This window comes from Mesorhizobium sp. ArgA1 (assembly GCF_053714375.1).
In genome coordinates, this window is the sequence record NZ_JBSKBQ010000005.1 from 240064 (window position 1) to 260627 (window position 20564).

The 20564-nt window shown below is 62.3% G+C and carries 17 protein-coding genes, 1 tRNA gene and 1 pseudogene; 7 read left to right on the plus strand and 12 right to left on the minus strand.

Annotated features, from left to right (window positions below; translation table 11 throughout):
- The first annotated feature begins 1 nt into the window (after nucleotide 1).
- Nucleotides 2–2668 carry a phosphoenolpyruvate carboxylase gene (locus ACWGTI_RS15385; protein ID WP_454587891.1) on the plus strand — a complete coding sequence of 889 codons (2667 nt, stop codon included), beginning with the start codon at nucleotides 2–4 and terminating at the stop codon, nucleotides 2666–2668.
- A 149-nt stretch (nucleotides 2669–2817) separates the two neighbouring features.
- Here the strand turns inward: ACWGTI_RS15385 and ACWGTI_RS15390 are convergent, their stop codons facing one another.
- Nucleotides 2818–5256, minus strand: a complete 2439-nt coding sequence (locus ACWGTI_RS15390; RefSeq protein ID WP_454587892.1) for a GcvT family protein — start codon at nucleotides 5254–5256, stop codon at nucleotides 2818–2820.
- A gap of 26 nt (nucleotides 5257–5282) precedes the next feature.
- On the opposite strand from ACWGTI_RS15390, the gene ACWGTI_RS15395 reads away from it, so the two are divergent.
- Entirely contained in the window at nucleotides 5283–5405 is a 123-nt protein-coding gene (locus ACWGTI_RS15395) for a hypothetical protein (RefSeq protein WP_454587893.1), read from the plus strand.
- A 60-nt stretch (nucleotides 5406–5465) separates the two neighbouring features.
- Here ACWGTI_RS15395 and ACWGTI_RS15400 read toward each other — a convergent pair whose 3' ends face one another.
- Both ACWGTI_RS15400 and ACWGTI_RS15405 read right to left on the minus strand, forming a co-directional pair.
- On the minus strand, nucleotides 5466–6398 hold the full coding sequence (locus ACWGTI_RS15400) for a TauD/TfdA dioxygenase family protein (protein ID WP_454587894.1): 933 nt from the start codon (nucleotides 6396–6398) through the stop codon (nucleotides 5466–5468).
- A gap of 733 nt (nucleotides 6399–7131) precedes the next feature.
- Complete coding sequence (locus tag ACWGTI_RS15405; RefSeq protein ID WP_454587967.1) at nucleotides 7132–7344, minus strand: zinc ribbon domain-containing protein; 213 nt, start codon at nucleotides 7342–7344, stop codon at nucleotides 7132–7134.
- Between ACWGTI_RS15405 and ACWGTI_RS15410 the strand changes: the two are divergent.
- Nucleotides 7332–7427 (plus strand): annotated as a pseudogene (locus tag ACWGTI_RS15410) (IS3 family transposase); the annotation flags it as partial. The gene ACWGTI_RS15405 and the pseudogene ACWGTI_RS15410 overlap by 13 nt on opposite strands.
- A gap of 39 nt (nucleotides 7428–7466) precedes the next feature.
- Here the strand turns inward: ACWGTI_RS15410 and ACWGTI_RS15415 are convergent.
- Nucleotides 7467–7931, minus strand: a complete 465-nt coding sequence (locus ACWGTI_RS15415; protein ID WP_454587895.1) for a winged helix-turn-helix transcriptional regulator — start codon at nucleotides 7929–7931, stop codon at nucleotides 7467–7469.
- Nucleotides 7932–8075: 144 nt separating this feature from the next.
- Here ACWGTI_RS15415 and ACWGTI_RS15420 point away from each other — a divergent pair, with 144 nt between their 5' ends.
- Nucleotides 8076–8954, plus strand: a complete 879-nt coding sequence (locus ACWGTI_RS15420) for an MBL fold metallo-hydrolase (protein ID WP_454587896.1) — start codon at nucleotides 8076–8078, stop codon at nucleotides 8952–8954.
- A 43-nt stretch (nucleotides 8955–8997) separates the two neighbouring features.
- Nucleotides 8998–9990: a quinone oxidoreductase family protein gene (locus tag ACWGTI_RS15425; RefSeq protein WP_454587897.1), complete on the plus strand. Its 993-nt coding sequence runs from the start codon at nucleotides 8998–9000 to the stop codon at nucleotides 9988–9990.
- A 237-nt stretch (nucleotides 9991–10227) separates the two neighbouring features.
- On the opposite strand, the gene ACWGTI_RS15430 is transcribed toward ACWGTI_RS15425, so the two are convergent.
- A tRNA-Leu gene (locus ACWGTI_RS15430) sits at nucleotides 10228–10312 on the minus strand.
- A 234-nt stretch (nucleotides 10313–10546) separates the two neighbouring features.
- Between ACWGTI_RS15430 and lipB the strand changes: the two genes are divergently transcribed.
- A complete protein-coding gene (gene lipB / locus ACWGTI_RS15435; RefSeq protein ID WP_454587898.1) occupies nucleotides 10547–11290 on the plus strand; it encodes a lipoyl(octanoyl) transferase LipB in 744 nt (247 codons plus the stop codon).
- Between the two features lie 21 nt (nucleotides 11291–11311).
- Here the strand turns inward: lipB and ACWGTI_RS15440 are convergent, their stop codons facing one another.
- The 6 genes from ACWGTI_RS15440 to mce form a co-directional block, all read right to left on the minus strand.
- Nucleotides 11312–12562: a site-2 protease family protein gene (locus ACWGTI_RS15440; protein ID WP_454587899.1), complete on the minus strand. Its 1251-nt coding sequence runs from the start codon at nucleotides 12560–12562 to the stop codon at nucleotides 11312–11314.
- A gap of 501 nt (nucleotides 12563–13063) precedes the next feature.
- Complete coding sequence (locus ACWGTI_RS15445; protein WP_454587900.1) at nucleotides 13064–13747, minus strand: ABC transporter ATP-binding protein; 684 nt, start codon at nucleotides 13745–13747, stop codon at nucleotides 13064–13066.
- Nucleotides 13744–15075, minus strand: coding sequence for a lipoprotein-releasing ABC transporter permease subunit (locus tag ACWGTI_RS15450; RefSeq protein ID WP_454587901.1), 1332 nt, complete (start codon nucleotides 15073–15075; stop codon nucleotides 13744–13746). The genes ACWGTI_RS15445 and ACWGTI_RS15450 overlap by 4 nt, the downstream gene beginning before the upstream one ends.
- Nucleotides 15072–16400, minus strand: a complete 1329-nt coding sequence (gene proS / locus ACWGTI_RS15455; RefSeq protein WP_454587902.1) for a proline--tRNA ligase — start codon at nucleotides 16398–16400, stop codon at nucleotides 15072–15074. Before proS ends, ACWGTI_RS15450 begins: the two co-directional genes overlap by 4 nt.
- 741 nt (nucleotides 16401–17141) lie before the next feature.
- Nucleotides 17142–17426: a DUF1467 family protein gene (locus ACWGTI_RS15460; RefSeq protein ID WP_454577556.1), complete on the minus strand. Its 285-nt coding sequence runs from the start codon at nucleotides 17424–17426 to the stop codon at nucleotides 17142–17144.
- Entirely contained in the window at nucleotides 17423–17827 is a 405-nt protein-coding gene (gene mce / locus ACWGTI_RS15465) for a methylmalonyl-CoA epimerase (RefSeq protein ID WP_454587903.1), read from the minus strand. The genes ACWGTI_RS15460 and mce overlap by 4 nt, the downstream gene beginning before the upstream one ends.
- A gap of 133 nt (nucleotides 17828–17960) precedes the next feature.
- Here mce and ACWGTI_RS15470 point away from each other — a divergent pair, with 133 nt between their 5' ends.
- On the plus strand, nucleotides 17961–18803 hold the full coding sequence (locus ACWGTI_RS15470; protein WP_454587904.1) for an MBL fold metallo-hydrolase: 843 nt from the start codon (nucleotides 17961–17963) through the stop codon (nucleotides 18801–18803).
- A gap of 18 nt (nucleotides 18804–18821) precedes the next feature.
- On the opposite strand, the gene ACWGTI_RS15475 is transcribed toward ACWGTI_RS15470, so the two are convergent.
- A complete protein-coding gene (locus ACWGTI_RS15475) occupies nucleotides 18822–20492 on the minus strand; it encodes a ribonuclease J (protein WP_454587905.1) in 1671 nt (556 codons plus the stop codon).
- Nucleotides 20493–20564: the final 72 nt, after the last annotated feature.

The following is a 20564-nucleotide window of genomic DNA, read 5'->3' on the forward strand; positions in this document are numbered from 1 at the left end:
GTTGGAACAGAGCAAACCCATAAAATTTCGCGAGGACGAGCGCAGCCTTTTGTTGCGGCTGCTGCTTCAGGTCGCAAGCGCGCGCGAGCCCGAGATCGCCGCCGTTCTGAGCGGGCGCAGGTCGCTTGTCTCGCTGGCCCCGGAACAGCGCATCCCGGCCCTTCAGGCGAGCGGCGTATGGTTCCAGTTGCTGGCGATATCAGATGAGTTGCTTGCCATGCGCACGCGCCGCGAACTCGAACAATGTGCCGGCGCCGACGAAGTGCCCGGATCCTTCGCCAGCGTGATCGCGCAGATGGCGGCGAACGGCCTCTCGGCGCAGGAAGTCCAGGCGACACTCGACGGGCTCTGCGTCGGCCCGACCATGACAGCGCACCCGACGGAGGCCAAACGCGTCACCGTTCTCGAAATCCACCGCCGCATCTATCGCAAGCTGACCGAGCTCGACCAGCCGCGCTGGGCGCCACGCGAACGCGATCTTCTGGTGGCCGATCTGGAAAGCGAGGTCGAGCTTTTGTGGATGACGGGCGAATTGCGGCTGGAGCGCCCGACGGTCGAACGCGAAATCGCCTGGGGCCTGCATTTCTTTCGCGAAGTCATTTTCGAGGCGACGCCACAGCTCTACGGCAAGCTTCAGGACGCCTTCCAGCGTCACTATCCCGGAGAGCCGGTCAGAATTCCTTCCTTCATGCGCTATGCCTCGTGGATCGGCGGTGACCGCGACGGCAATCCGAACGTGACCGCCGCCATGACCGCCCGTGCCTTGGCCGAATACCGCAACACCGCCATTGGCTGGTACCTGACGCAAATGCAGCGGCTGGTGACGGTGCTCAGCGTCAGTTCGAACGTCGTCGACCTGCCGGAAAGCTTCACGCCGCTGCTGCAAAAGGCACTCGACAAAAGCGGACAAGCGCACGACATCGTCGCGCGCAACCCTGAAGAACCGCTGCGCCAGTTCGCTTCGGCCTTGTTGGCCCGGCTTGAGGCCACGCGAGATGGCGGTGTGGCAGCGTACCCCTCGGCAGAAGCGTTCGGTGCCGATCTCAGCGGGCTGTCTTCCGTCCTTGAGGCGATCGGAGGCCGAGCTGTGGCCAGGCGTTTCGTCCAGCCACTGCTCCAGCAAGTCGGAAGCTTCGGCTTTCGGACGGTCTCGCTCGATGTCAGGCAGAACTCCACGGTCGTCAACCGCGTGCTGGCCGAGCTGTTTGCGCTGACCGCCGATCCCGTCGCGGCCGGCACGCCGCAGTGGTCGGCGCGCATACGCTCAGCCCTCAGCCAAAGCGAGCAATTGGAGATCGACGCCGGCCGCCTCTCGCCCGAAGCACAAGAACTGCTTTCGACATTCGCGGTCATCGCCACTTCCGGCTCCGATGCCGATGCCGTCGGCAGTTTCGTTCTCTCGATGACCCGCTCGGTCGACGACCTGCTCGCGGTCTATCTGCTGGCGCAATATTGCGGGCTGTCGACCGGCAGCGGCGGCACGATCAGGCTGCGGATCGTTCCCTTGTTCGAGACCATCGCCGACCTGCAGGCCGCCCCTGCCATCCTCAACGGCTTGCTCGACACATCGCTGGTACGGCGCACGGTGCGCGATTTCGGCGCGCGCCAGGAAATCATGCTTGGCTATTCCGATTCCAACAAGGACGGCGGTTTCCTGGCCTCCAACTGGGAACTGGCAAAGGCGCAGAAGCGCCTCGCGGCGGTCGGGCGCAAGCAAAAGGTCCGGATCAGCTTCTTCCACGGCCGTGGCGGCTCCGTCAGCCGTGGCGGCGCGCCGACCGGCCGGGCGATCGCCGCGCAGCCGGCAGGCACCGTCACTGGGTCCATGCGGGTGACGGAACAGGGCGAGGTCGTGTCGTCGAAATTCGCCAATCGCGGCACCGGCCTCAACCAGCTCGAGATCCTCGCCGCCGGCGTGCTGGCCCACAGTGTCGGTTCACCCAGCGATGTCGAGGCGAAGCAAACGCCTGAGTTCGAGGAAGCGCTGGAAGCGTTGGCCGGCATGTCGCAGGCCTCCTATGCCAGGTTGATGGCGGAGCCAGGCTTCCTCGACTATTTCAACCAGGCGAGCCCGGTGGCGGAGCTGGGGCTGCTGAAAATGGGCTCACGGCCGGAGCGCCGTTTCGGCGCCGGCGGCATTGCCGATCTGCGCGCCATCCCCTGGGTGTTCGCCTGGAGCCAGAACCGCCATCTGCTGACTGGCTGGTATGGCATCGGCAGCGCGCTGAGTTCCTTCGTCGCGGTGCGCGGCGATGCCGGGCGAGACCTTCTGGCACGCATGTTCGAACACTCGCGCTTCTTCCGTTTGATCGTCGACGAGGCGGAGAAGACGCTCTACCAGTCCGACATGGAGATCGCGCGGCTCTACGCCGGCCTGGTGTCCGACAGCGATGCCGCGGCAAGAATCCACACGCGCATCGCCGCCGAGTACGAATTGACGCGACGCCTGATCCGCGACCTCACCGGAGGCGACCTTTCCGTGCGCTTTCCCATGTTCAAGCGGCGTTTCGACAGCCTGCGGGGCCAGATGGACGACATCCACCGGCTGCAGGTCGATCTGCTGCGAGAAGTCAGGGCGAATACCGGCGCGGCGGATCAAAAGCGGGCGACAGATGCGCTGCTTGTCTCGATCAATTGTATTTCGTCCGGCCTGGGGTGGACCGGATAGGCTCGGTTTTCGCAGTGCGACCAACGTCACCTGGCGTCATCGTCCGAAGCTGATCGACCACGGCGCGGACGAAGAAGGCGGCGTGATTTTCAAAACCTCCGGCGTCAGGTTCAGACGGCGGGCACCTCAACGACTGTGCTATGGATCCCTCACATGCGCCCGCGCGCACCCTCCGAATCATAGGGAGAATCGACAATCACCGTTGCCGGGCGCCGCTCGCCGAGAATTGACACCTCCAGCGCCGTGCCGGGCGTGCCAAGCTCCGGCGGCAGCAGCGCCAATGCTATGTCATGGCCGAACGTGTAGGAGTAGCCCGCCGACGTGACGCGGCCGACAAGGCTGCCGTCGCGATAGACGCCCTCATAGGCAAAGGCGCTCGCGCCATCGGTATCGATGGACAGCGTGACGATCCGGCGTGCCAGGCCCCGCTTCTGCTTCGCGCCCAGAGCGGCGCGGCCGATGAAGTCACCCTTGTCGAGCCTGACGAAGCGGTCGAGACCGCTCTCCCAGGCCGACAGTTCGAGGTTCATGTCGCGGTACATGGCGCGGAAAGACTTGTCGAGACGCAGCGATTCCAGCGCCTGCAGCCCGACCAGCCTGAGCCCGTGCGCCTCACCTGATGACAGAAGCGCGTCCAGCAAATGCCGTTGATAGCAGAGCGGATGATAGAGTTCCCAGCCGAGTTCGCCCGAATAGTTGACACGCATCAGCCGCACGTCGCTGGCCAGGCCGACGGTCGCCGACTGCACGCTGAACCAGGGGAAAGCCTCGTTCGACAGATCGATCTCCGTCAGCGGCTGCAGAACGTCGCGCGCCTTGGGACCGACCACTGTGAAGCTGCCGCGATCGTTGGTGACGTTGCGCAGTTGTACGCTGCCGTCCTTCGGCAGCAGCCGGTTGAGGTCGTCGTAGTTCCAACGCTCGGCGCGCGGCGTCGAGACGAGGTAGAACAGGTCGCCTTGCAATCGCGCCACGACATATTCGGCCTGCACGCCACCTGCCGGCGTGAGATGGTGGGCGAGCGCGATGCGGCCGAGGCGCGGCAAGCGATTGGCGAGGATCCCGTCGAGCCAGCGCTCGGCTCCCGGGCCGCTGACCTCGAATTTCGTCATCGGGGTCATTTCGACCAGACCGACGGCTTGCCGGACCGCCTGGACTTCTTCGCCGACATAGGTGCCCTTGGCCGTCCAGCGCCAGCTGTACGAATTGCGAGCCTCGACGCCCGAAGGTGCGAACCAGCTTGGCATTTCCCAGCCGTTCAGCACATCCCACACAGCGCCGAGCTGGCTCAGGAGGTCGTAGGACGGAGCTGTTTTCTGCGGTCGTGCCGCCGGCATGTCCTGACCCGGATAATGCTGTGTTGCGTGGGTGCCCCAGGCTTCCCGGACCTTCTCCCGGGCCCAGTTCTTGTTGGCATGGTCGCCAAAGCGCCTCGGATCCAGTTCCGCCGTATCGATGCTGTTGCCGCCTTCGACAATCCGCTCCGAAAGATAGTGGCCGATCGATCCGCCCCACAGGATGCCGCCCGGCACGCCTTCGGCGAGCCAGACGTTCTCAAGCCCACAGGCCGGCCCCATCAGCGGCAGCTCGTCGGCCGTCATCTGGAACGGTCCGCGGACGTTTCTCTTGATGCCGGCGCGTCCGAGCGCGGGCACGAGTTCCGTCGCCCGCTCCCAGTTCCAGGAAACGGCATCGAAATCCTCATCGAGCAGGTCGGCGCCGAACCATTCCGGCACGCCATTTTCGGCGAACAGCTTGAGCTGTTCGGTGCGCTCGTAGGGGCCGAACAGCAGCCCGTCCCCCTCCTCACGCAGATAGCCCTCGTAACCCTCGTCCCTCAGGATCGGCATTTCCGGAAGGCCCTGCCGCTTGCGCTCCACGACTTCGGGCACCGCGTCGGTGATCCAATACTGATGCACGATCGGAATTGCCGGAATGTCGAGGCCCAGCATGGCGCCTGTCTGGCGTGCATAATTGCCAGTGGCAAGGATTACGTGTTCGCAGACCATGTCGCCACGGGAGGTTCTGACCTTCCACTCGCCGCCCGGCATCCGCTCGAATCCCGTCACTTCGGTGCCGAGGTGGATCTTTGCGCCGAGGTCTCGTGCACCCTTGGCCATGGCCTGGGTCACGTCGGCGGGTGCGATGTGACCGTCATCGGGGTGATAGAGCGCGCCAAGCATGCCGCTGTTGTTGAGCAGCGGCCAGATTTCTCGCGCCTCGGCGGGCGCTACGATCCGCGCCCGTATGCCCTGAACCTCGGCGACATCGATATAGCTGCGGTATTCGTCGAGCCTGTCGCGCGTGTTGGCGATGCGCAGCTGGCCGCATTTGTGCCAGCCGACCTTCTGGCCGGTTTCGGCTTCGAGGCCCTCATAGATCTCAATGGATTTGGCGATCATCCGCCCGACGTTGAGACTGCGGGCATAGGAGGGTATCAGCCCCGCCGCATGCCATGTCGAACCGGCAGTGAGCTGCGTCCGCTCGAGCAGCGCGATATCGCTCCAGCCGCGCTTCGCCAAACCATAAAGAATACCTGCACCGACACAGCCGCCACCGACGACCACCGCACGAAAATTACCCAACATGCCCGATGCCCCTGGATGAAATTGTCATGGGCAGTATAGGTAAGCGCAACGCCGTCGGTCACGCCATTTGCGACGCCGACGTGGCGGTCGGTATCTCCCTTCGGGTGGTGGTTGCCGATACGCTGGCGCGGGCTAAGAAGGCCGCCTGAACAGCGGCCCCTCAAGTTCGACCCCGCCTCAAGCGGCCCAGACCTCAGGCGGCCTGGAGCTCAGGCAGCCTTGTCGGTCGCCGGCTTCGCAACCTTGGTGCGGGTGACGCTGCGACGCCCGTCGACGCTGACCGGGACGTCGCCGTCGACCGTGGCGCGACGGACCACCCGGTGCTGATCGCCATAGTCGTTGACTGCGTAGTGCTGCGTGGCCCGGTTGTCCCAGATCGCCACATCGCCGGCTTTCCAGCGCCAGCGAACAGTGTTCTCCGGTGCGGTGACATAAGACTGGAACACCTCGTAGAGCCGCGCTGAATCGCTCTTGGAAAGACCGATCAGCCGTTGCACGAAATTGCCGAGCAACAGCGTGCGCTCGCCTGTTTCGGGATGGACGCGGACAACGGGATGCTCGGTCTCGTAGATCGTCGAGGTGAAGACCTCCTCGAAGTGCTTCCTTTCCGCGGCGCTCGCCCGCGGCCGGACCGCAGCGTAGTCGTAGACGTTGCTGTGAACCGCCCAGAGATTGTCCGCGAGCAGCTTCAACGGCTCGGGCAGGTCCTGGTAGGCCGCGGCCGTGTTCGACCAGATGGTGTCGCCGCCGGCCGGCGGTATGACGACGCCGCGAAGAACGGAGAATTTCGGATAGGCGTCTACGAAGGTGACGTCGGTATGCCACTGATCGGCGCGACCGCCGCCACGGCTTGAATCGAGCTCGAGAATGGACGCCGTTCCCTTGACGGGACCCTGGGTCGGATGCGGCACGAGGTCGCCGAGACGATGCGCGAAGCGCTCCTGCTCGACGTCGTCGAGATGCGCCTGATCGCGGAAGAAGACAACCTTGTGCCGCAGAAGGATCTGGTTGATCGCCGCTACCGTCTGCTGCGGCAGGTCGCCGGAAAGCCGTATGTTCCTGATCTCTGCGCCGACACGTCCGGTAAGCGGGACAATATCGGCTTGCGGAATGATCTGATCTACGGAGACAAGCTTGGTCATGGAAACCTCTATCCTCTGAAACCGCGGGCTGCTGGCAAAGCTCCGCCGTTTGCCGGCCGCATAGCGATCGGCGGAGCACCCCCGAAAAACGGAGTTGTCTTGGTTGGTACAAAGCGCCGATCGTCACTTTGGAGGCGAAGACGTCAGAACTTGGCGAACAGTGCTGGGGTCTTATTCAAGCCTAATTCTACAAATTCGATAGAAAAAGGATTTTAAAGTTCGATGGCTTGAGGAAAAATGACTTCTGCCCGAGCTCGTACTCACTTCGCGGGAGAGCTGCTGGTCGCAAGACACAGCAGGACGTCGAGACATGATCGCTGTCTGGCTCTGGATGGCGGCGATACCGACGGATCGAGAGTGAATTTTGGTGCGGTCGAGAAGACGCGAACAAAAATTTAAATGTTATAAATCATATAGTTAGCGGTCATATTTTGAATTTTTGTAGTGCAATTGGTAGTGCATTTTGCCGCCGGTTCGGTAGATATGAATACGCTCCACGAACCCCATGTCGAGGATCGCCGACTGAGAAGCCCGGGATCTGCCGCAGAGTCCTCACGGATTTGCCACCTTCCTTCGAGATTGGTAGGCCCGGAGGGTGTAGGAACTTACAAGAAAAACAATGGCTTAGCGGATGGATAGCTACCTTATATCCTTCGTATGATCTCGTATGGTCTGGCGACCCGGTAGCAAGGATACTGATTAAGGATCCCCACAATTCCACGCTTCATGGCAGCTAAATGCGGACGGTTCGCATTGGAAGTGTGTTGGTTGCGGGTAGGCGCTGCTCGATCTTCTCACGGGTGATAGTGCGGCTATTGTCGCAGATGGCCCGGCGCTGGTGGTTGAGGCAGGCATAGCGGTCTCGTGTGAACAGGCCATAGCGCCCGACGCAGCTGCCGCAGATGAGCAGGCCGGAGAGGAGGGAGAGCGGCCGCGTACATCCGATGGTACAATGAAAAGCGCATCAAATTATCCCTGGGCTCACGAAGTCCAGTCGAATATCGAAGAAGACTCGGCCTAACCGTATAAATAGTCCAACTTTTTATCCGCATCCCCCCGGGTCAGCTCTCAGCGGAAATCAACACCCTCGTACCGTTGCCACTCAAATCCGTAACCGTCGAGTTCACGTCCGTCCACCGCCTTGAGTACCACGGGCGGCAGCACCTCGTGGCGCTTGCTGTCCACCATGCTTGCCTTGAGTTCCCCAGGTTCGAATGTGTGCTTCTCACCCCACTGCCAGAGAGCGACAATGATCACATGCAGATCCCTGCCTTTTTCGGTCAGCACATATTCCTGATAAGCGCTGCCATCCGAAGCTGGGACCATCTCAAGGATTCGTTCGCCCACCAGCTTCTTGAGGCGGGCAGCAAGAATGTTCTTTGCTAGACCCAGTCTTTTCTGGAAGTCGCTGAATCGACGCGTGCCATAGAATGCGTTGCGAACGATTAACAGAGACCACCAGTCTCCGATTTCGCCCACAGTGCGCGCTATGGCGCATGCGCTCTTCCCGAAATTTGTGCGCTTTCCCTTCAAGATGTCAGTTCCCTTCAACACGAGGGCAACGGCCGCCCCTACGATCTGGCAGATCATACCATGAAAAAAATTAGTTGCAAAATTAAACCAATCGCGTACAGCTAATCAAGTTGCAAAATTAAACCACTTTGTCGGAGTGCGATCATGGCGAAAGACAAGAGTGCCCTACCCCTGAAATGGGACGTGTTTATCCGCAAGCGCGCTAGCGCAACCCAAGGCGTTCCGTCCGGCACGGACGACCTCAAATGGGTATCGAACGCGGTCACACTCATCTACGGTGACAGCGATGCGGTTCTCGTTGACACAGTGCTCAGCGACCAGCAGAACAGCGAACTCGCGGACTGGATAGAGGCGCGTCACAAGACCCTGCGCTGGATCTACGTCACCCATGCCCATCCTGATCATTTTTTTGGGCTTGCACTGCTTCTGAAACGGTTTCCAACCGCCCGCGCGATCGCCCTGCCGCAGGTCGTCGCCCTGATGCGCAAGATCATTACGCCCGAATTCGTTGCCGAGAACTGGGAGAAGCGATTTCCAGGCCAGATCCCTGAAACGCTTGTCGCCGCCGACGAAGTCGGCTCCGACGGGTTCGAGCTGGAAGGCGACAAGCTCGTTCCTATCGAGGTCGGCCACACGGACACCGATCACACGACCAGTTTGTTCGTGCCATCGATAGGTCTCGTCGTGGCGGGAGATGCTGCCTACAACGGCACACATCCGTATCTTGGCGAGTCCGATCATGCTGGACGCCTGGAGTGGATTGCCGCCATCGACAAAATCTCCGCGCTCCAACCGCGCCATGTCGTTGTCGGTCATGGTCCGCTCGATCCAGACCATGCAGCGGCGCATCTCGTCGCCACCCGGAAGTACGTCGAGACCTCCGATCGGCTCGATAGCCAGACGGCCACCGCGCAGGAGCTGTATGATCACATGATCGAGCTTTACCCCGACCGGATCAACCCCGGATCCCTGTGGGGTGCCGCCCACGCAGCCAAGGCTTTTCTCGCGCGGAAGTCCGCCTGAGGGCTCCAATCACCATTTATCCCGACACAGAAGGAAATTCGACATGAAAGCAGTCCAGTATCAGGCTTACGGCGACTACCATCAGAACCGGGTGGTGGACCTGCCGAAGCCCCAGGCGGCCGAAGGCGAGGTTCTCGTCGACATGAAAGCGTTCGGCATCAACCCTCTCGACAACACATTCCGGTCCGGCCACTTCTACGCAGCAACTGCCGAAAACCTGCCGCGGATCGGTGGCCAGACGGGTGTGGGCATCGTCGTCGAATCCAAATCCGCGAACTTCGCAGTCGGTGACCGGGTGTTCGTGACCGGACGTGGCTTCGGCCTCGTCGCTGACGGCACCTGGCGGGAATATGTCGCCGCTCCCGCGGCCGGACTGGCTAAAGTACCGGACCATGTTGACGACGCGCACGCCGCTGCCTTCCTGGCGGGCGCAGGATACCTGACTGCCTATCTGGTACTCACCGAATTCACGCAATTCAAGCAAGGCCAGACCATCCTTGCTCCGGGCGTCGGCGGTGCAGTTGGCATGGAAGCGGTGCAGCTCGCAAAGGTCTTTAGAGCTTCGAAGGCCATTTCCACGGCCAGTACGACGGCCAAGACCGAGCAGGCCAAGGCCGCGGGATACGAACACGTTATCGATCTTTCCAGGGAGAGCATGAAGGACGGCGTGATGCGCATTACTGACGGCAAGGGCGTGGACGTCGTTGTCGACTGCGTAAGCGGTAAGCTCACAAAAGACTCCGTCGGGTCACTCGCCCAGGGCGGACTGCTCGCCGTTGTCGGCTATGCCGGAGGCCGCGAGGCGGAAGTCGACGTGACCGACATCATCTGGAAGGCCGCCACGATCCGAGGCTTTACGATGAGGCTGTTCGCCCCGGAAACGCTGGGCGCGGCACAGGCGAAACTCCGGGAATATCTGACCGAAAAAAAGCTCCAGCCCACCGTCGCCAAGACGTTCCCGCTCAACCAGGCGCCGGATGCTCTCCGCTATCTGATCGAGGGACGCCCCTTTGGGCGTGTCGTGATGACGGCTTAAGGCAGTAGCTAGGGGTCAGCGAAGCCGGTTGTTGATTTGCGCTGAGAGCTGATCCGTTCCCCGAGGCGACCTTCCAGTCCGGCTCGACCCTGCTCCAGGTCATTATTGTCAGAAACGGCTTGCCGCATAATTGCCCATGATGCAACATGCAGTGCAATTTTGACCGAATTGCCAATAAAAAAGGCGGCCTAGCCGCCTATTTTACTTTAAAATCAGCCACTTACTGAATCATGGCAATGGTGCGGTCGAGAAGACTCGAACTTCCACGGGTTGCCCCACAGCGACCTCAACGCTGCGCGTCTACCAATTCCGCCACGACCGCCCGTGGTAGGAGCCGGAACGAACCGGCTCGCGGCGTGTAGCAAATCGTTTCCGGCGAAACAAGGGCGCGGCGTGCAATAATCGCTGGGAATTGGCATAACGGCGGGGAAGGCCGAAATGCGCTGATATCTGGACGTTTCAGCCTGATACCGCCATATGAAGGGCAGATGCATTCCGCCCCAGGGCGCAAGGCGGTTTCAGAAGCCGGCATGCATTGCGCGAAAAACGAAAAGCCATGACAGAACGCAGCCAGATCGCCACGTCCTTCCTGCCCTTGCCCGGTTCAGCATCCGTCGAATGGCGCATCGAGCCCGGTTTGACCGGCTACACCGATGCGCTTGCCCTGATGGAAGCGCGCGCCGAGGCGATCCGCACCGGTGCGGCCGCCGAAATGGTCTGGCTGGTCGAGCACCCGCCGCTTTACACCGCCGGCACCAGCGCTCGCATCGAGGACCTGATCGACCCCGACCGTTTCCCGGTCTTTGCCGCCGGGCGCGGCGGCGAATACACCTATCACGGACCGGGCCAGCGGGTCGCCTATGTGATGCTTGATTTGAAGCGCCGGCGCGAGGATGTGCGCGCCTTCGTCGCCGCGCTCGAACAATGGATCATCGGAACGCTTGCCGCCTTCAACGTGCGCGGCGAACGCCGCGTGGACCGCGTCGGCGTCTGGGTGGTGCGACCCGATCGCCCTTCCCTGCCCGACGGCTCGCCGGCCGAAGACAAGATCGCGGCCATCGGCATCCGGCTGCGGCGCTGGGTGAGCTTTCACGGCATCGCCGTCAATGTCGAACCGGATCTCAGCCATTTCAGCGGCATCGTGCCCTGCGGCGTGCCAGACCACGGCGTGACCAGCCTTGTCGATCTTGGCCTGCCCGTGACCATGACCGATTTCGACCTGGCGCTGAAGTCTTCCTTCGAGGATGTTTTTGGCGCGGCCGAAGGCATTTCTGCCGAACCGGAGCGCAAGGCCGGCTGACGCCTCGGCTTGATCAAACGCTCAAAGCAACCGCGCCGAGGCCCACAACAACCCGTAACCGTGTATGGCGAAGACTGCCAGCAACGCGCCGGCCATGGCGAAACGGTCGACGGTGCGGATCGGCTTCAGCTCGTGGCGCGGCTTTACCCCGCTTCCCACGGTCAGCAGGCTGAGGATCGCAAAGACAGCGCCCGCCACCAGCAGAAAGCTTTGGGAAAAGCCGGCCAGCCAACCGATCGCGAGCAAGGCAGAGAGCAGGGAAAAAGAGGCCAGTGCCAGCATGATCGGACCCGGGCAGATCTGGCGCAGCACCTGGCCGCCGTCGAATTTCCAAACTGGCACCAGATTGGCGATGTTGAACAATGCGGCAAAGCCTGCGAGCGTCGCCAGAAGGGCCGCGGCCAGCCGATGCCCCTCGCCGGACGCGTAGCCGCTGGCGACGATCAGCAGCGGCACCAGGAAAGCGGAAAAGCCGGCACCCATAAGCGCCACGAAGGCGACCTCGAAGCGGCTGTCATAGGGCCGGCCGCCAATGGCGATGCCACCGAGCAGCGGGATGAAGATCATCCGCGCCTTGCGATGACCGGTCAGCCGAAAGGCCGCCATATGGCCGAGTTCATGCAGGGCGACCACTGAGGTCAGGATCGAGGCCAGCGCAAAGCCACCGCGATTGAGCCCGAAGAACGGCCACAGGATGAAGGCCGACAGAATGGCAAAGCCGACCTGGCTCAGCGGATGCTCGAACCAGCCGCCCTTGCGATACTGTCCGGTCCTCGCCCAATGTTGCAGCTTGCCAAGCTCGCGTCGCATGGCGAAGTAGCGGAACACCAGGAAGGCGACGCCGCGATAGCGGTCGGTCTGGCTGAGCGTCACCCGCGTGGCGGCGCCTTCCGAAACAAGTTCGGTGGTCTCATAAAAATCCTTCCAGAACGAAGCATCGAGGGCGGTATCCTCGATAACGCGCATCGAAAAACGACTGCCTTCGACGACGTCTTCGAAGCGCGACCTGCGCTCGATCGGCTGGCCGTCACGGCCTTCCCAAGACAACATGATGCGGGCCGTGCCCTGCCCGTCCAACGGCTCGGCCGAGAGTATCTCTCCTGACCAGCCGGCATCGCCGCCGAGCGGCCACAGCGCCTGCCAGAGGCGCTGCCGGTCCATGGCCACCACGCGGCTGAGCCTCACCGTGCGCAAGCCGAGCGGCGCGGTCAGCAAAAAGAAAATCAGTCCGAGATTACCGGCCACGAGAAGGACCGTCACGATTGGCGACACTTGGGCGTTTGCTCCCCGTCTTTGGCAGGGCACCCTAGCGTCATGGCGGCAAGAAAGGCTTAACGGCGCAACGCCCTCCTGCCCGCCCTAACATACTGCGGCGGACCGCAGATCCATCACATGGCGCCGATCCAGACCGCCATGGAAACGAGAAACGCACTCATGCACACCAACGAAACGACGTCCTGAACAAGATCGCTCATAACTCTCTCCTGTTGTTGCTATGTTCATAATTTGTTCTAATTTTGTTCGAATGTCAACGACCGCGATCCGGGCTTATCCGGAAATCGCAGCGATCAATTCGGCAGGGTTAAGGAAAGGTTGACGAGACAAATGCGCGTTTGCCGAGCGCCGACCCAGGGCATGTCGAGACTCAGGTCAGGCCGAGTCGAGAATGGTGGATACCGAGAACCGGAGCGGAGCGTACTTTTGGGTACGTGAGCACCGGAAGCGCAGGAAGCCGCCTTTCGCAGGCCGGCCTCACCTGAGTATCGACGTGCCCTACAGCGGGACGACCTTACCCTCTTGCAGCGTCACCCGGCGATCCATCCGAGAGGCCAGCTCGTGATTGTGGGTTGCGATCAGCGCAGCCAGACCGGACTGCTTGACCAGCGCGCCCAGCGCCTCGAACACATAGGAGGCGGTGACCGGGTCGAGATTGCCGGTCGGCTCGTCGGCCAAGAGCAGCAAGGGCGCGTTGGCGACCGCACGCGCGATGGCGACGCGCTGCTGCTCGCCGCCGGACAGTTCCGACGGTCGGTGCGAGGCGCGCTTGCCGATCTGCATGTAATCGAGCAGTTGCGCCGCGCGCTCCGCCGCTTCCTTGCGCGACAGCCCCTTGATCAGCTGCGGCATCATGATGTTTTCGAGCGCCGAAAACTCCGGCAGCAGATGATGGAACTGATAGACGAAGCCGACATCGTTGCGGCGGATCGCGGTGCGCTCGTCGTCGGAAAGCCGTCCGCAGGCGCGGCCGGCCAAAATGACGTCGCCGGCGTCGGGGCGCTCAAGCAGCCCTGCTGTGTGTAAAAGCGTCGACTTGCCGGTGCCCGATGGCGCCACCAGCGCCACCATCTCGCCGCGCTTCAGCGAAAAATCGGCGCCGTTCAAAATGGTGAGCTTGCGCGGCCCCTGGACATAGTGCCGCTCGACGCTCTTCAGCTCGATAATGATCTCGGACTTCATTCGTATCTCAAGGCCTCGACCGGATCGAGACGGGCGGCCCGCCACGCCGGAAACACGGTTGCCAGGAAAGACAGGCCGAGCGCCATCAGGATGACATAGGTTGTCTCGCGCGGGTCCATCTTCGCAGGCAGCTGGCTGAGGAAGTAGAGCTCCGGATTGAACAGCACCTTGCCGGTCATCCAGGAAAAGAACTGGCGGATCGATTCGATGTTGGTGCATATCAGCACCCCGAGCAGCACGCCGGCGAGCGTGCCGGTGACGCCGATCGCCGCGCCCGTCATCAGGAAGATGCGCAGGATGGCGCCGCGCGATGCGCCCATCGTGCGCAGGATGGCGATGTCGTGGCCCTTGTCCTTCACCAGCATGATCAGGCCGGAGATGATGTTGAGCGCCGCCACCAGCACGATCAGCGTCAGGATCATGAACATGACGTTGCGCTCGACCTGCAGTGCTGAAAAGAACGTCTCGTTGCGCTGGCGCCAGTCGACCATGTCGATCGGCCGCTGCGCCGCCACGTCGACCAGCGGTTTCAGCGCGTCGACATTATCGGGATTGTCGACATAGATCTCGATCGTCTGCGCCCTGCCGTCCATGTTGAAATAGAGCTGGGCTTCCGAAAACGGCATGTAGACGATGGAGCTGTCATACTCCGACATGCCGACTTCGAAGATCGCCGCCACCTTGTAGCCCTTCAGCCGCGGCGTCGTGCCCATCGGCGTCACATCGCCTTCCGGCGAGATCAGCGTGATGGTGTCGCCGAGCACGAGGCCGAGATTCTCCGCCATGCGCTTGCCGATGGCGACGCCCTCGCCGGAATCGAAGCCGTCAAGCGTGCCTTGTTTGACGTTTTGGGCGACTATGGCGATCTTGCCGAGGTCTTCAGCACGTATGCCGCGCACCAGCGCGCCCATGCCGCCGCCGACATTGCCTTGCGCCAGCACCTGGCCGTCGATGAGCGGAATGGCGTATTTGACGCCGGCCACGCCGTTGATGCGGGCGGCAACCTGCGCATAGTCCTCAAGCGGCGAATCCAGCGGCTGGACGATCAGATGGCCGTTGACGCCGAGGATGCGGGTCAGAAGCTCAGCCCTGAACCCGTTCATCACCGCCATGACGACGATCAGCGTGGCGACGCCGAGCATGATGCCAAGGAAGGAGATCGAGGCGATGACCGAGATCACCGTTTCCTTGCGGCGCGACCGCAAATAGCGCCAGGCGACCATGCGTTCGAACATGGAGAACGGGCCAGCGACTGGAGACTTGGCGACCGGCGACTTGCCGACCGGAGATTTGGCGACCGGAGATTTCGCTGCCGCGGCTTCGCTCATGCGGTTGCACCGAAGCGTTTCCTGGCCTCCGCGACCGGCAGCGTCTCGCGCTCGCCGGTCCTGCGGTTCTTGATCTCGATCTCGCCGGCAGCAACGCCGCGCGGGCCGACGATCACCTGCCAGGGCAGACCGATCAAATCGGCGGTGGCGAACTTGCCGCCCGGCCGCTGGTCGGTGTCGTCATAGAGCACGTCCTTGCCGGCGCCGGTGAAGGCGGCATAGAGCTCGCCGCAGACCCGGTCGCAGTCGGCATCGCCCACCTTCATGTTGATCAGGCCGATGTCGAACGGCGCCACCGCGTCCGGCCAGATGATGCCGTTATCGTCATGGCTGGCCTCGATGATCGCCGCCACCAGGCGCGACGGCCCGATGCCGTAGGAGCCGCCGGAGACGAAATGATCCTTGCCGTCGGGCCCGGTCACCTTGGCGCCCATGGGCTTGGAATATTTGTCGCCGAAATGGAAGATGTGGCCGACCTCGATGCCGCGCGCCGAGACCCGTTCGGCTTCGCCGAGCTTGTCCCAGGCCGCCTCGTCATGCATCTCGTCGGTGGCGGCGTAGGGTGTCGTCCAGGTCTTGACGATGTCGGCGATCTCGCCGTCGTTGGCAAAGTCGGTGTTTTCGCCGGGCACCTGGAGCGACAGATACTCGCGGTCGCAATAGACTTGGCTCTCGCCGGTGTCGGCCAGGATGATGAATTCATGGCTGAGATCGCCGCCGATCGGCCCCGTGTCGGCCCGCATCGGGATCGCCTGCAGCCCCATGCGCGTGAACGTCCTGAGATAGGAGACGAACATCCTGTTATAGGCTGCTTTGGCGCCCTCGAAATCGAGGTCGAAGGAATAGGCGTCCTTCATCAGGAACTCGCGTGAACGCATGACGCCGAAGCGCGGCCGCACCTCGTCGCGGAACTTCCACTGGATATGGTAGAGGTTGAGCGGCAGGTCCTTGTAGGACTTGACGTAGGCGCGCACGATCTCGGTGACCACTTCCTCATTGGTCGGACCGTAGAGCATGTCGCGGTCCTGTCGGTCCTTGATGCGCAGCATCTCCTTGCCATAGTCGTCATAGCGGCCGCTTTCGCGCCACAGATCGGCCGACTGGATGGTCGGCATCAGGATTTCCAGCGCGCCGGCGCGGTTCTGCTCCTCGCGGATGATGCGGCAGACCTTGTCCAGAACCAGCTTGCCCAGCGGCAGCCAGGAAAAGCTGCCCTGCCCCTGCTGGCGGATCATGCCGGCACGCAGCATCAGCCGGTGCGAGACGATCTCGGCCTCACGCGGATTTTCTTTCAGGATGGGCAGGAAAAACTGCGACAAACGCATGGACAGGTCCGTGAGAGAGGAGGCTGCACCGGAATCGGCGCGGTTGGCTTGCTTGCCCCGGCTTCATAGCTATTTCGTGACGGAATGGAAACCCGACCGGCCGCACCGGCCCGAAATCGCAAATCGATTCTTCTTCCAAAGACCTTCGAACCGAAAACGATGATGCTTTCGATGCAAGGTGCCGGGCATGGCTGCAAAGTGCTGACACACGCTTTGCGCGTCCGAGCGACGCAGCACACCTGGCCAAATTCATTGGGCGGCGCCGCTGTTGTTCGTTTCGCAAGCAAAGCCTGCCGTACTATTGTGCAGTGCAGCACAGGATTGCCCATTTGCGGGCAAAATTCTGCGTGACAATTTCATCGGGGTTAGGCTAGTGTGCCCCGATAACCGAGAGGGTAGAGAAAAATCTGCTCTCCTACGCGGTCAAAGTCTTGGGAGGATGCGATCTAGGCGCGGTTACCCGCTGCCGCCGGAAACCGGAAAACAGATCGGAACGCGTTTAAATTGCAAGGCCTTGTGCCTTGCATTTTTTTTGGCCAATCATCTGGTTAGATCGACCTGTTGCCAAATCACGTGAGCTTGCGCCGACGTGATCTGGGTCGCGATTCTATCAGGATTGGCTATGCTTGCGGGCGGAGTTGCCAACTTCAGCCCGAGGCGCCGAAACTGGAGTCCGATGCTCCGAAAATAGGCACAAAAAGCCGCATGCTGCCCGCCCGATTTTTTCGGCAGGAAAGTGCTTTAGTTAGCCGGTGCCTGGCTGGCTTCGGGGATGATGTGCGGGACTTCGTCGAGGCTGTAACCCAGCCCATGCGTCAAGCCGTAGAAAATGCCCATGACGACAGCCGTGACGATGGTGGTGCGGATCACGGCGCGCAGCATATGCGGCCCGCGCGGGGCGCTGGCAACGGTGCCCAGCGTCACGTCGTGATCGTCATCCTGCGTATGCACGCTGAACGGCAGCACGATGAACAGCATCAGCCACCATGTGATGAAGAACAGCGCGGCAAACGAAATCCAGCTCATGCCTGCTCCAGTTCGACCAGCGTGCCGAAGAAATCCTTGGGATGCAGGAACAATACCGGCTTGCCATGGGCGCCGGTTTTGGGATTGCCGTCGCCCAGCACGCGGGCGCCGCTCGCCTTGAGATGATCGCGCGCGGCAAGGATATCGTCGACCTCATAGCAGACATGATGCATGCCGCCCGAGGGGTTTTTCTCCAGGAAAGCCGCGATCGGCGAGCCTTCGCCCAGCGGCTCCAACAGTTCGATCTTGGTGTTGCCGACATCGACGAACACCACCGTCACGCCGTGCTCCGGCAGCGCCTGCGGCGCGGTCACCCGGGCGCCCAGCGTGTCGCGATAGGCGGTGATCGCCGCCGCCAGATCCGGCACGGCAAGCGCGACATGGTTCAGGCGTCCCAGCATGAAACCTCCAGCTTCCATTCTGGCGTCTTACGGCAAATCGGCCGACATCAATAGCCTTTGCGGAGGCGCGCAAGGTCGCACTTGGGTGAACCGCCGGCCTGTTCCAATCGGTGTCGGCGAAGTACAAACGGCAATGTCCGATGCCCGCCTCCGCGTTTTCAGCTTCGATCTTGGCTCGTTCAGGGTCGCCGCCCTGCTCGACGCCGTCGATCTCCGCGACAATCTCGCGGCTGCCTTCGCCCCTGGACAATCGCCGGACGCGGTGCGGGAACTCGCCATGTCGAACTTCATCGATCCTGATCGATACGAGCATTGCTTCATCCCGACGCTTGTCGACACCGGCGTGGAAAAAATCCTGTTCGACACCGGTTTCGGCGACGCCGACAGTCGCCTGCTGCAATGCCTGCAAGACCTCGGGCTCGAACCCGCCGATATCGATTTGGTGGTCATCACGCATGGCCACCCCGACCACATCGGGGGCCTCGTACACAACGGCGAAACCGTTTTCAGCCGGGCGCGCTATGTCTTCGGCGCGGCCGAATTCGTCTTCTGGACCGAAGCCGATGCTGTGCGCGAAGCCAGACTGAGCAACCGCGACCTGTTCCGGCGCGTCTGCATCGGCCTTGCCGACCGGGCGCAATTCGTAGCGCCGGGAGACGAGGTCGTGCCCGGCATCACCGCGATCGAAGCCGCCGGCCATTCCCCAGGGTTGCTGGCGTTTCACGTCGAGAGCGATGGGCAGCAATTGCTCATCTGGTCGGACGCCTTTCTGCACTCTGTCGTTTCGATCCAGCGGCCTGAGTGGCAGGCCGATCTCGACGACGAGAAGGAGCAGGCCGTCGAGACCCGCAAGCGCTTGCTGAAAATGGCCGCCGAACACCGGCTGCTTGTCGCCGGCTATCATATGCCGTTTCCGGGTCTCGGGCACATCGAGCAGGTCGACGGGACCTTTCGCTGGCTTCCCGCCACCAGCTGAACCAGCGCTTGGCTTCGCCTATCTCGTGACGAACACCGTCACCAGCGGCTTCTTTCCCCAGGCTTCGTTGGCGGCGCCGCGCACCGCGCGCCGCACCGCTTCCTGCACCAGATCGAGGTCCTTCCGCCGCTGGCGCGGGATGGAGTCCACCGCGCCGACGGCCGCGTCGAGCATCAGATCTTCCATGTTCTCGCCACGTGCATCCGCCTCGGCGACGCCGATGGCGACCAGGTCGGGATCGCCGGCCAGCTCATATTTGTCGTCGAGCACGACATTGACCGCGACATGGCCTGCGAACGACAGCTTGCGCCGGTCGCGAATACCCATCGCCTGGTCGGTGCCGATCAGCCTGCCATCCTTGTAGATGCGGCCAAACGGCACCTGGTCGATGATCGTGGCCGGGCCGGGCGCCAGCCGCAGCATGTCGCCGTCGCGCACCTGCGCCACCTGGCCGATGCCGGAGGTCGACATCAGCGACCCCTGCGCCACCAGATGTGCGGCCTCGCCATGCACGGGAACGCCGATTTGCGGGCGCACCCATTCATACATCTTGCGCAGTTCGCTGCGGCGGGGATGGCCGGATACGTGCACCAGCGCGTCGCCGTCCTCGATGATCTTGATGCCGAGATCGATGAGACGGTTCTTGATCTCGAGGATCGCCTTCTCATTGCCGGGAATGGTGCGCGAGGAAAACACGACCGTGTCGCCGGCCGTCAGCGACACCGACTTCATCTCGTCGCGCGACAGTTTGGCCAGCGCCGCCAGCGGCTCGCCCTGGCTGCCGGTGCAGATGATGACCAGGTTCTCGCGCGGGATGAAACCGAAATCCTCCTCGGCGATGAACTCCGGCAGCCCGTCCATGTAGCCGAGCTCGTCGGCGACATCGATGACCCGCTTCAGCGAGCGGCCGAGCACCAGGCATTGGCGGCCGGCATCGCGCGCCGCTTTGGCGATCGAGACGATGCGCCCGACATTGGAAGAGAAGGTGGTGACCGCGACACGACCGACGGCGCTCTGGATGACACCCCTCAGGCCCTCGCCAACCGCCACTTCCGACGGCGATTCGCCTTCCCGCAGCGCATTGGTCGAATCGCAGACCAGCGCCAGCACGCCCTTGTCGCCATAGGCGCGGAAACGCGTCTCGTCGGTCTTGGGACCGATCGTCGGCTCCGGATCGATCTTCCAGTCGCCGGTATGGATGACGGTACCGGCCGGCGATGTAATCGCCAGCGACATCGGCTCGGGGATGGAGTGCGCCACCGGAATGGCCTCGATCTCGAACGGCCCGACGGTGAACTTTTCGCCGGCCCGGTAGATCGACACCGGGATTTTCGGCGCGCCCTGCTCACCCTGCCGCTTTGCGTCCAGCAGGCCCGCACTGAACGGCGTCATCCACACCGGCGCCTTCAGCTTTGGCCAGGTGTCGAGCAGCGCGCCGTAATGGTCTTCATGCGCATGGGTGATGATGATGCCGCGCAGATTGGCGAGGTTCTCCTCGATGAAGCGTGTGTCAGGCAGGATCAGGTCGACGCCCGGATGCGCCGCATCGGGAAAGGTCACGCCGACATCGACGACGATCCATTCGCGCGCACTGGGCGGCCCGTAGCCGTAAAGGGCGAAGTTCATGCCGATCTCGCCGACGCCGCCGAGCGGCACGAAGACGAGTTCGGCGTTTTGCGCTTTCGCCATCAATCTTTCCCTTCCTGGCCACTAGAGCATGATGCCGAAAAGTGTGAGCGGTTTTCGGATAACATCATGCTC

What these genes read in the sequence shown, in the direction of transcription:
- ACWGTI_RS15390 (WP_454587892.1), bottom strand. Translation starts at nt 5,256, where the DNA reads ATGTTGGGTAATTTTCGTGCGGTGGTCGTCGGTGGCGGCTGTGTCGGT.
- ACWGTI_RS15395 (WP_454587893.1), top strand. Translation starts at nt 5,283, where the DNA reads ATGGGCAGTATAGGTAAGCGCAACGCCGTCGGTCACGCCATTTGCGAC.
- ACWGTI_RS15400 (WP_454587894.1), bottom strand. Translation starts at nt 6,398, where the DNA reads ATGACCAAGCTTGTCTCCGTAGATCAGATCATTCCGCAAGCCGATATT.
- ACWGTI_RS15420 (WP_454587896.1), top strand. Translation starts at nt 8,076, where the DNA reads ATGGCGAAAGACAAGAGTGCCCTACCCCTGAAATGGGACGTGTTTATC.
- ACWGTI_RS15425 (WP_454587897.1), top strand. Translation starts at nt 8,998, where the DNA reads ATGAAAGCAGTCCAGTATCAGGCTTACGGCGACTACCATCAGAACCGG.
- lipB (WP_454587898.1), top strand. Translation starts at nt 10,547, where the DNA reads ATGACAGAACGCAGCCAGATCGCCACGTCCTTCCTGCCCTTGCCCGGT.
- ACWGTI_RS15445 (WP_454587900.1), bottom strand. Translation starts at nt 13,747, where the DNA reads ATGAAGTCCGAGATCATTATCGAGCTGAAGAGCGTCGAGCGGCACTAT.
- ACWGTI_RS15450 (WP_454587901.1), bottom strand. Translation starts at nt 15,075, where the DNA reads ATGAGCGAAGCCGCGGCAGCGAAATCTCCGGTCGCCAAATCTCCGGTC.
- proS (WP_454587902.1), bottom strand. Translation starts at nt 16,400, where the DNA reads ATGCGTTTGTCGCAGTTTTTCCTGCCCATCCTGAAAGAAAATCCGCGT.
- ACWGTI_RS15460 (WP_454577556.1), bottom strand. Translation starts at nt 17,426, where the DNA reads ATGAGCTGGATTTCGTTTGCCGCGCTGTTCTTCATCACATGGTGGCTG.
- mce (WP_454587903.1), bottom strand. Translation starts at nt 17,827, where the DNA reads ATGCTGGGACGCCTGAACCATGTCGCGCTTGCCGTGCCGGATCTGGCG.
- ACWGTI_RS15470 (WP_454587904.1), top strand. Translation starts at nt 17,961, where the DNA reads ATGTCCGATGCCCGCCTCCGCGTTTTCAGCTTCGATCTTGGCTCGTTC.
- ACWGTI_RS15475 (WP_454587905.1), bottom strand. Translation starts at nt 20,492, where the DNA reads ATGGCGAAAGCGCAAAACGCCGAACTCGTCTTCGTGCCGCTCGGCGGC.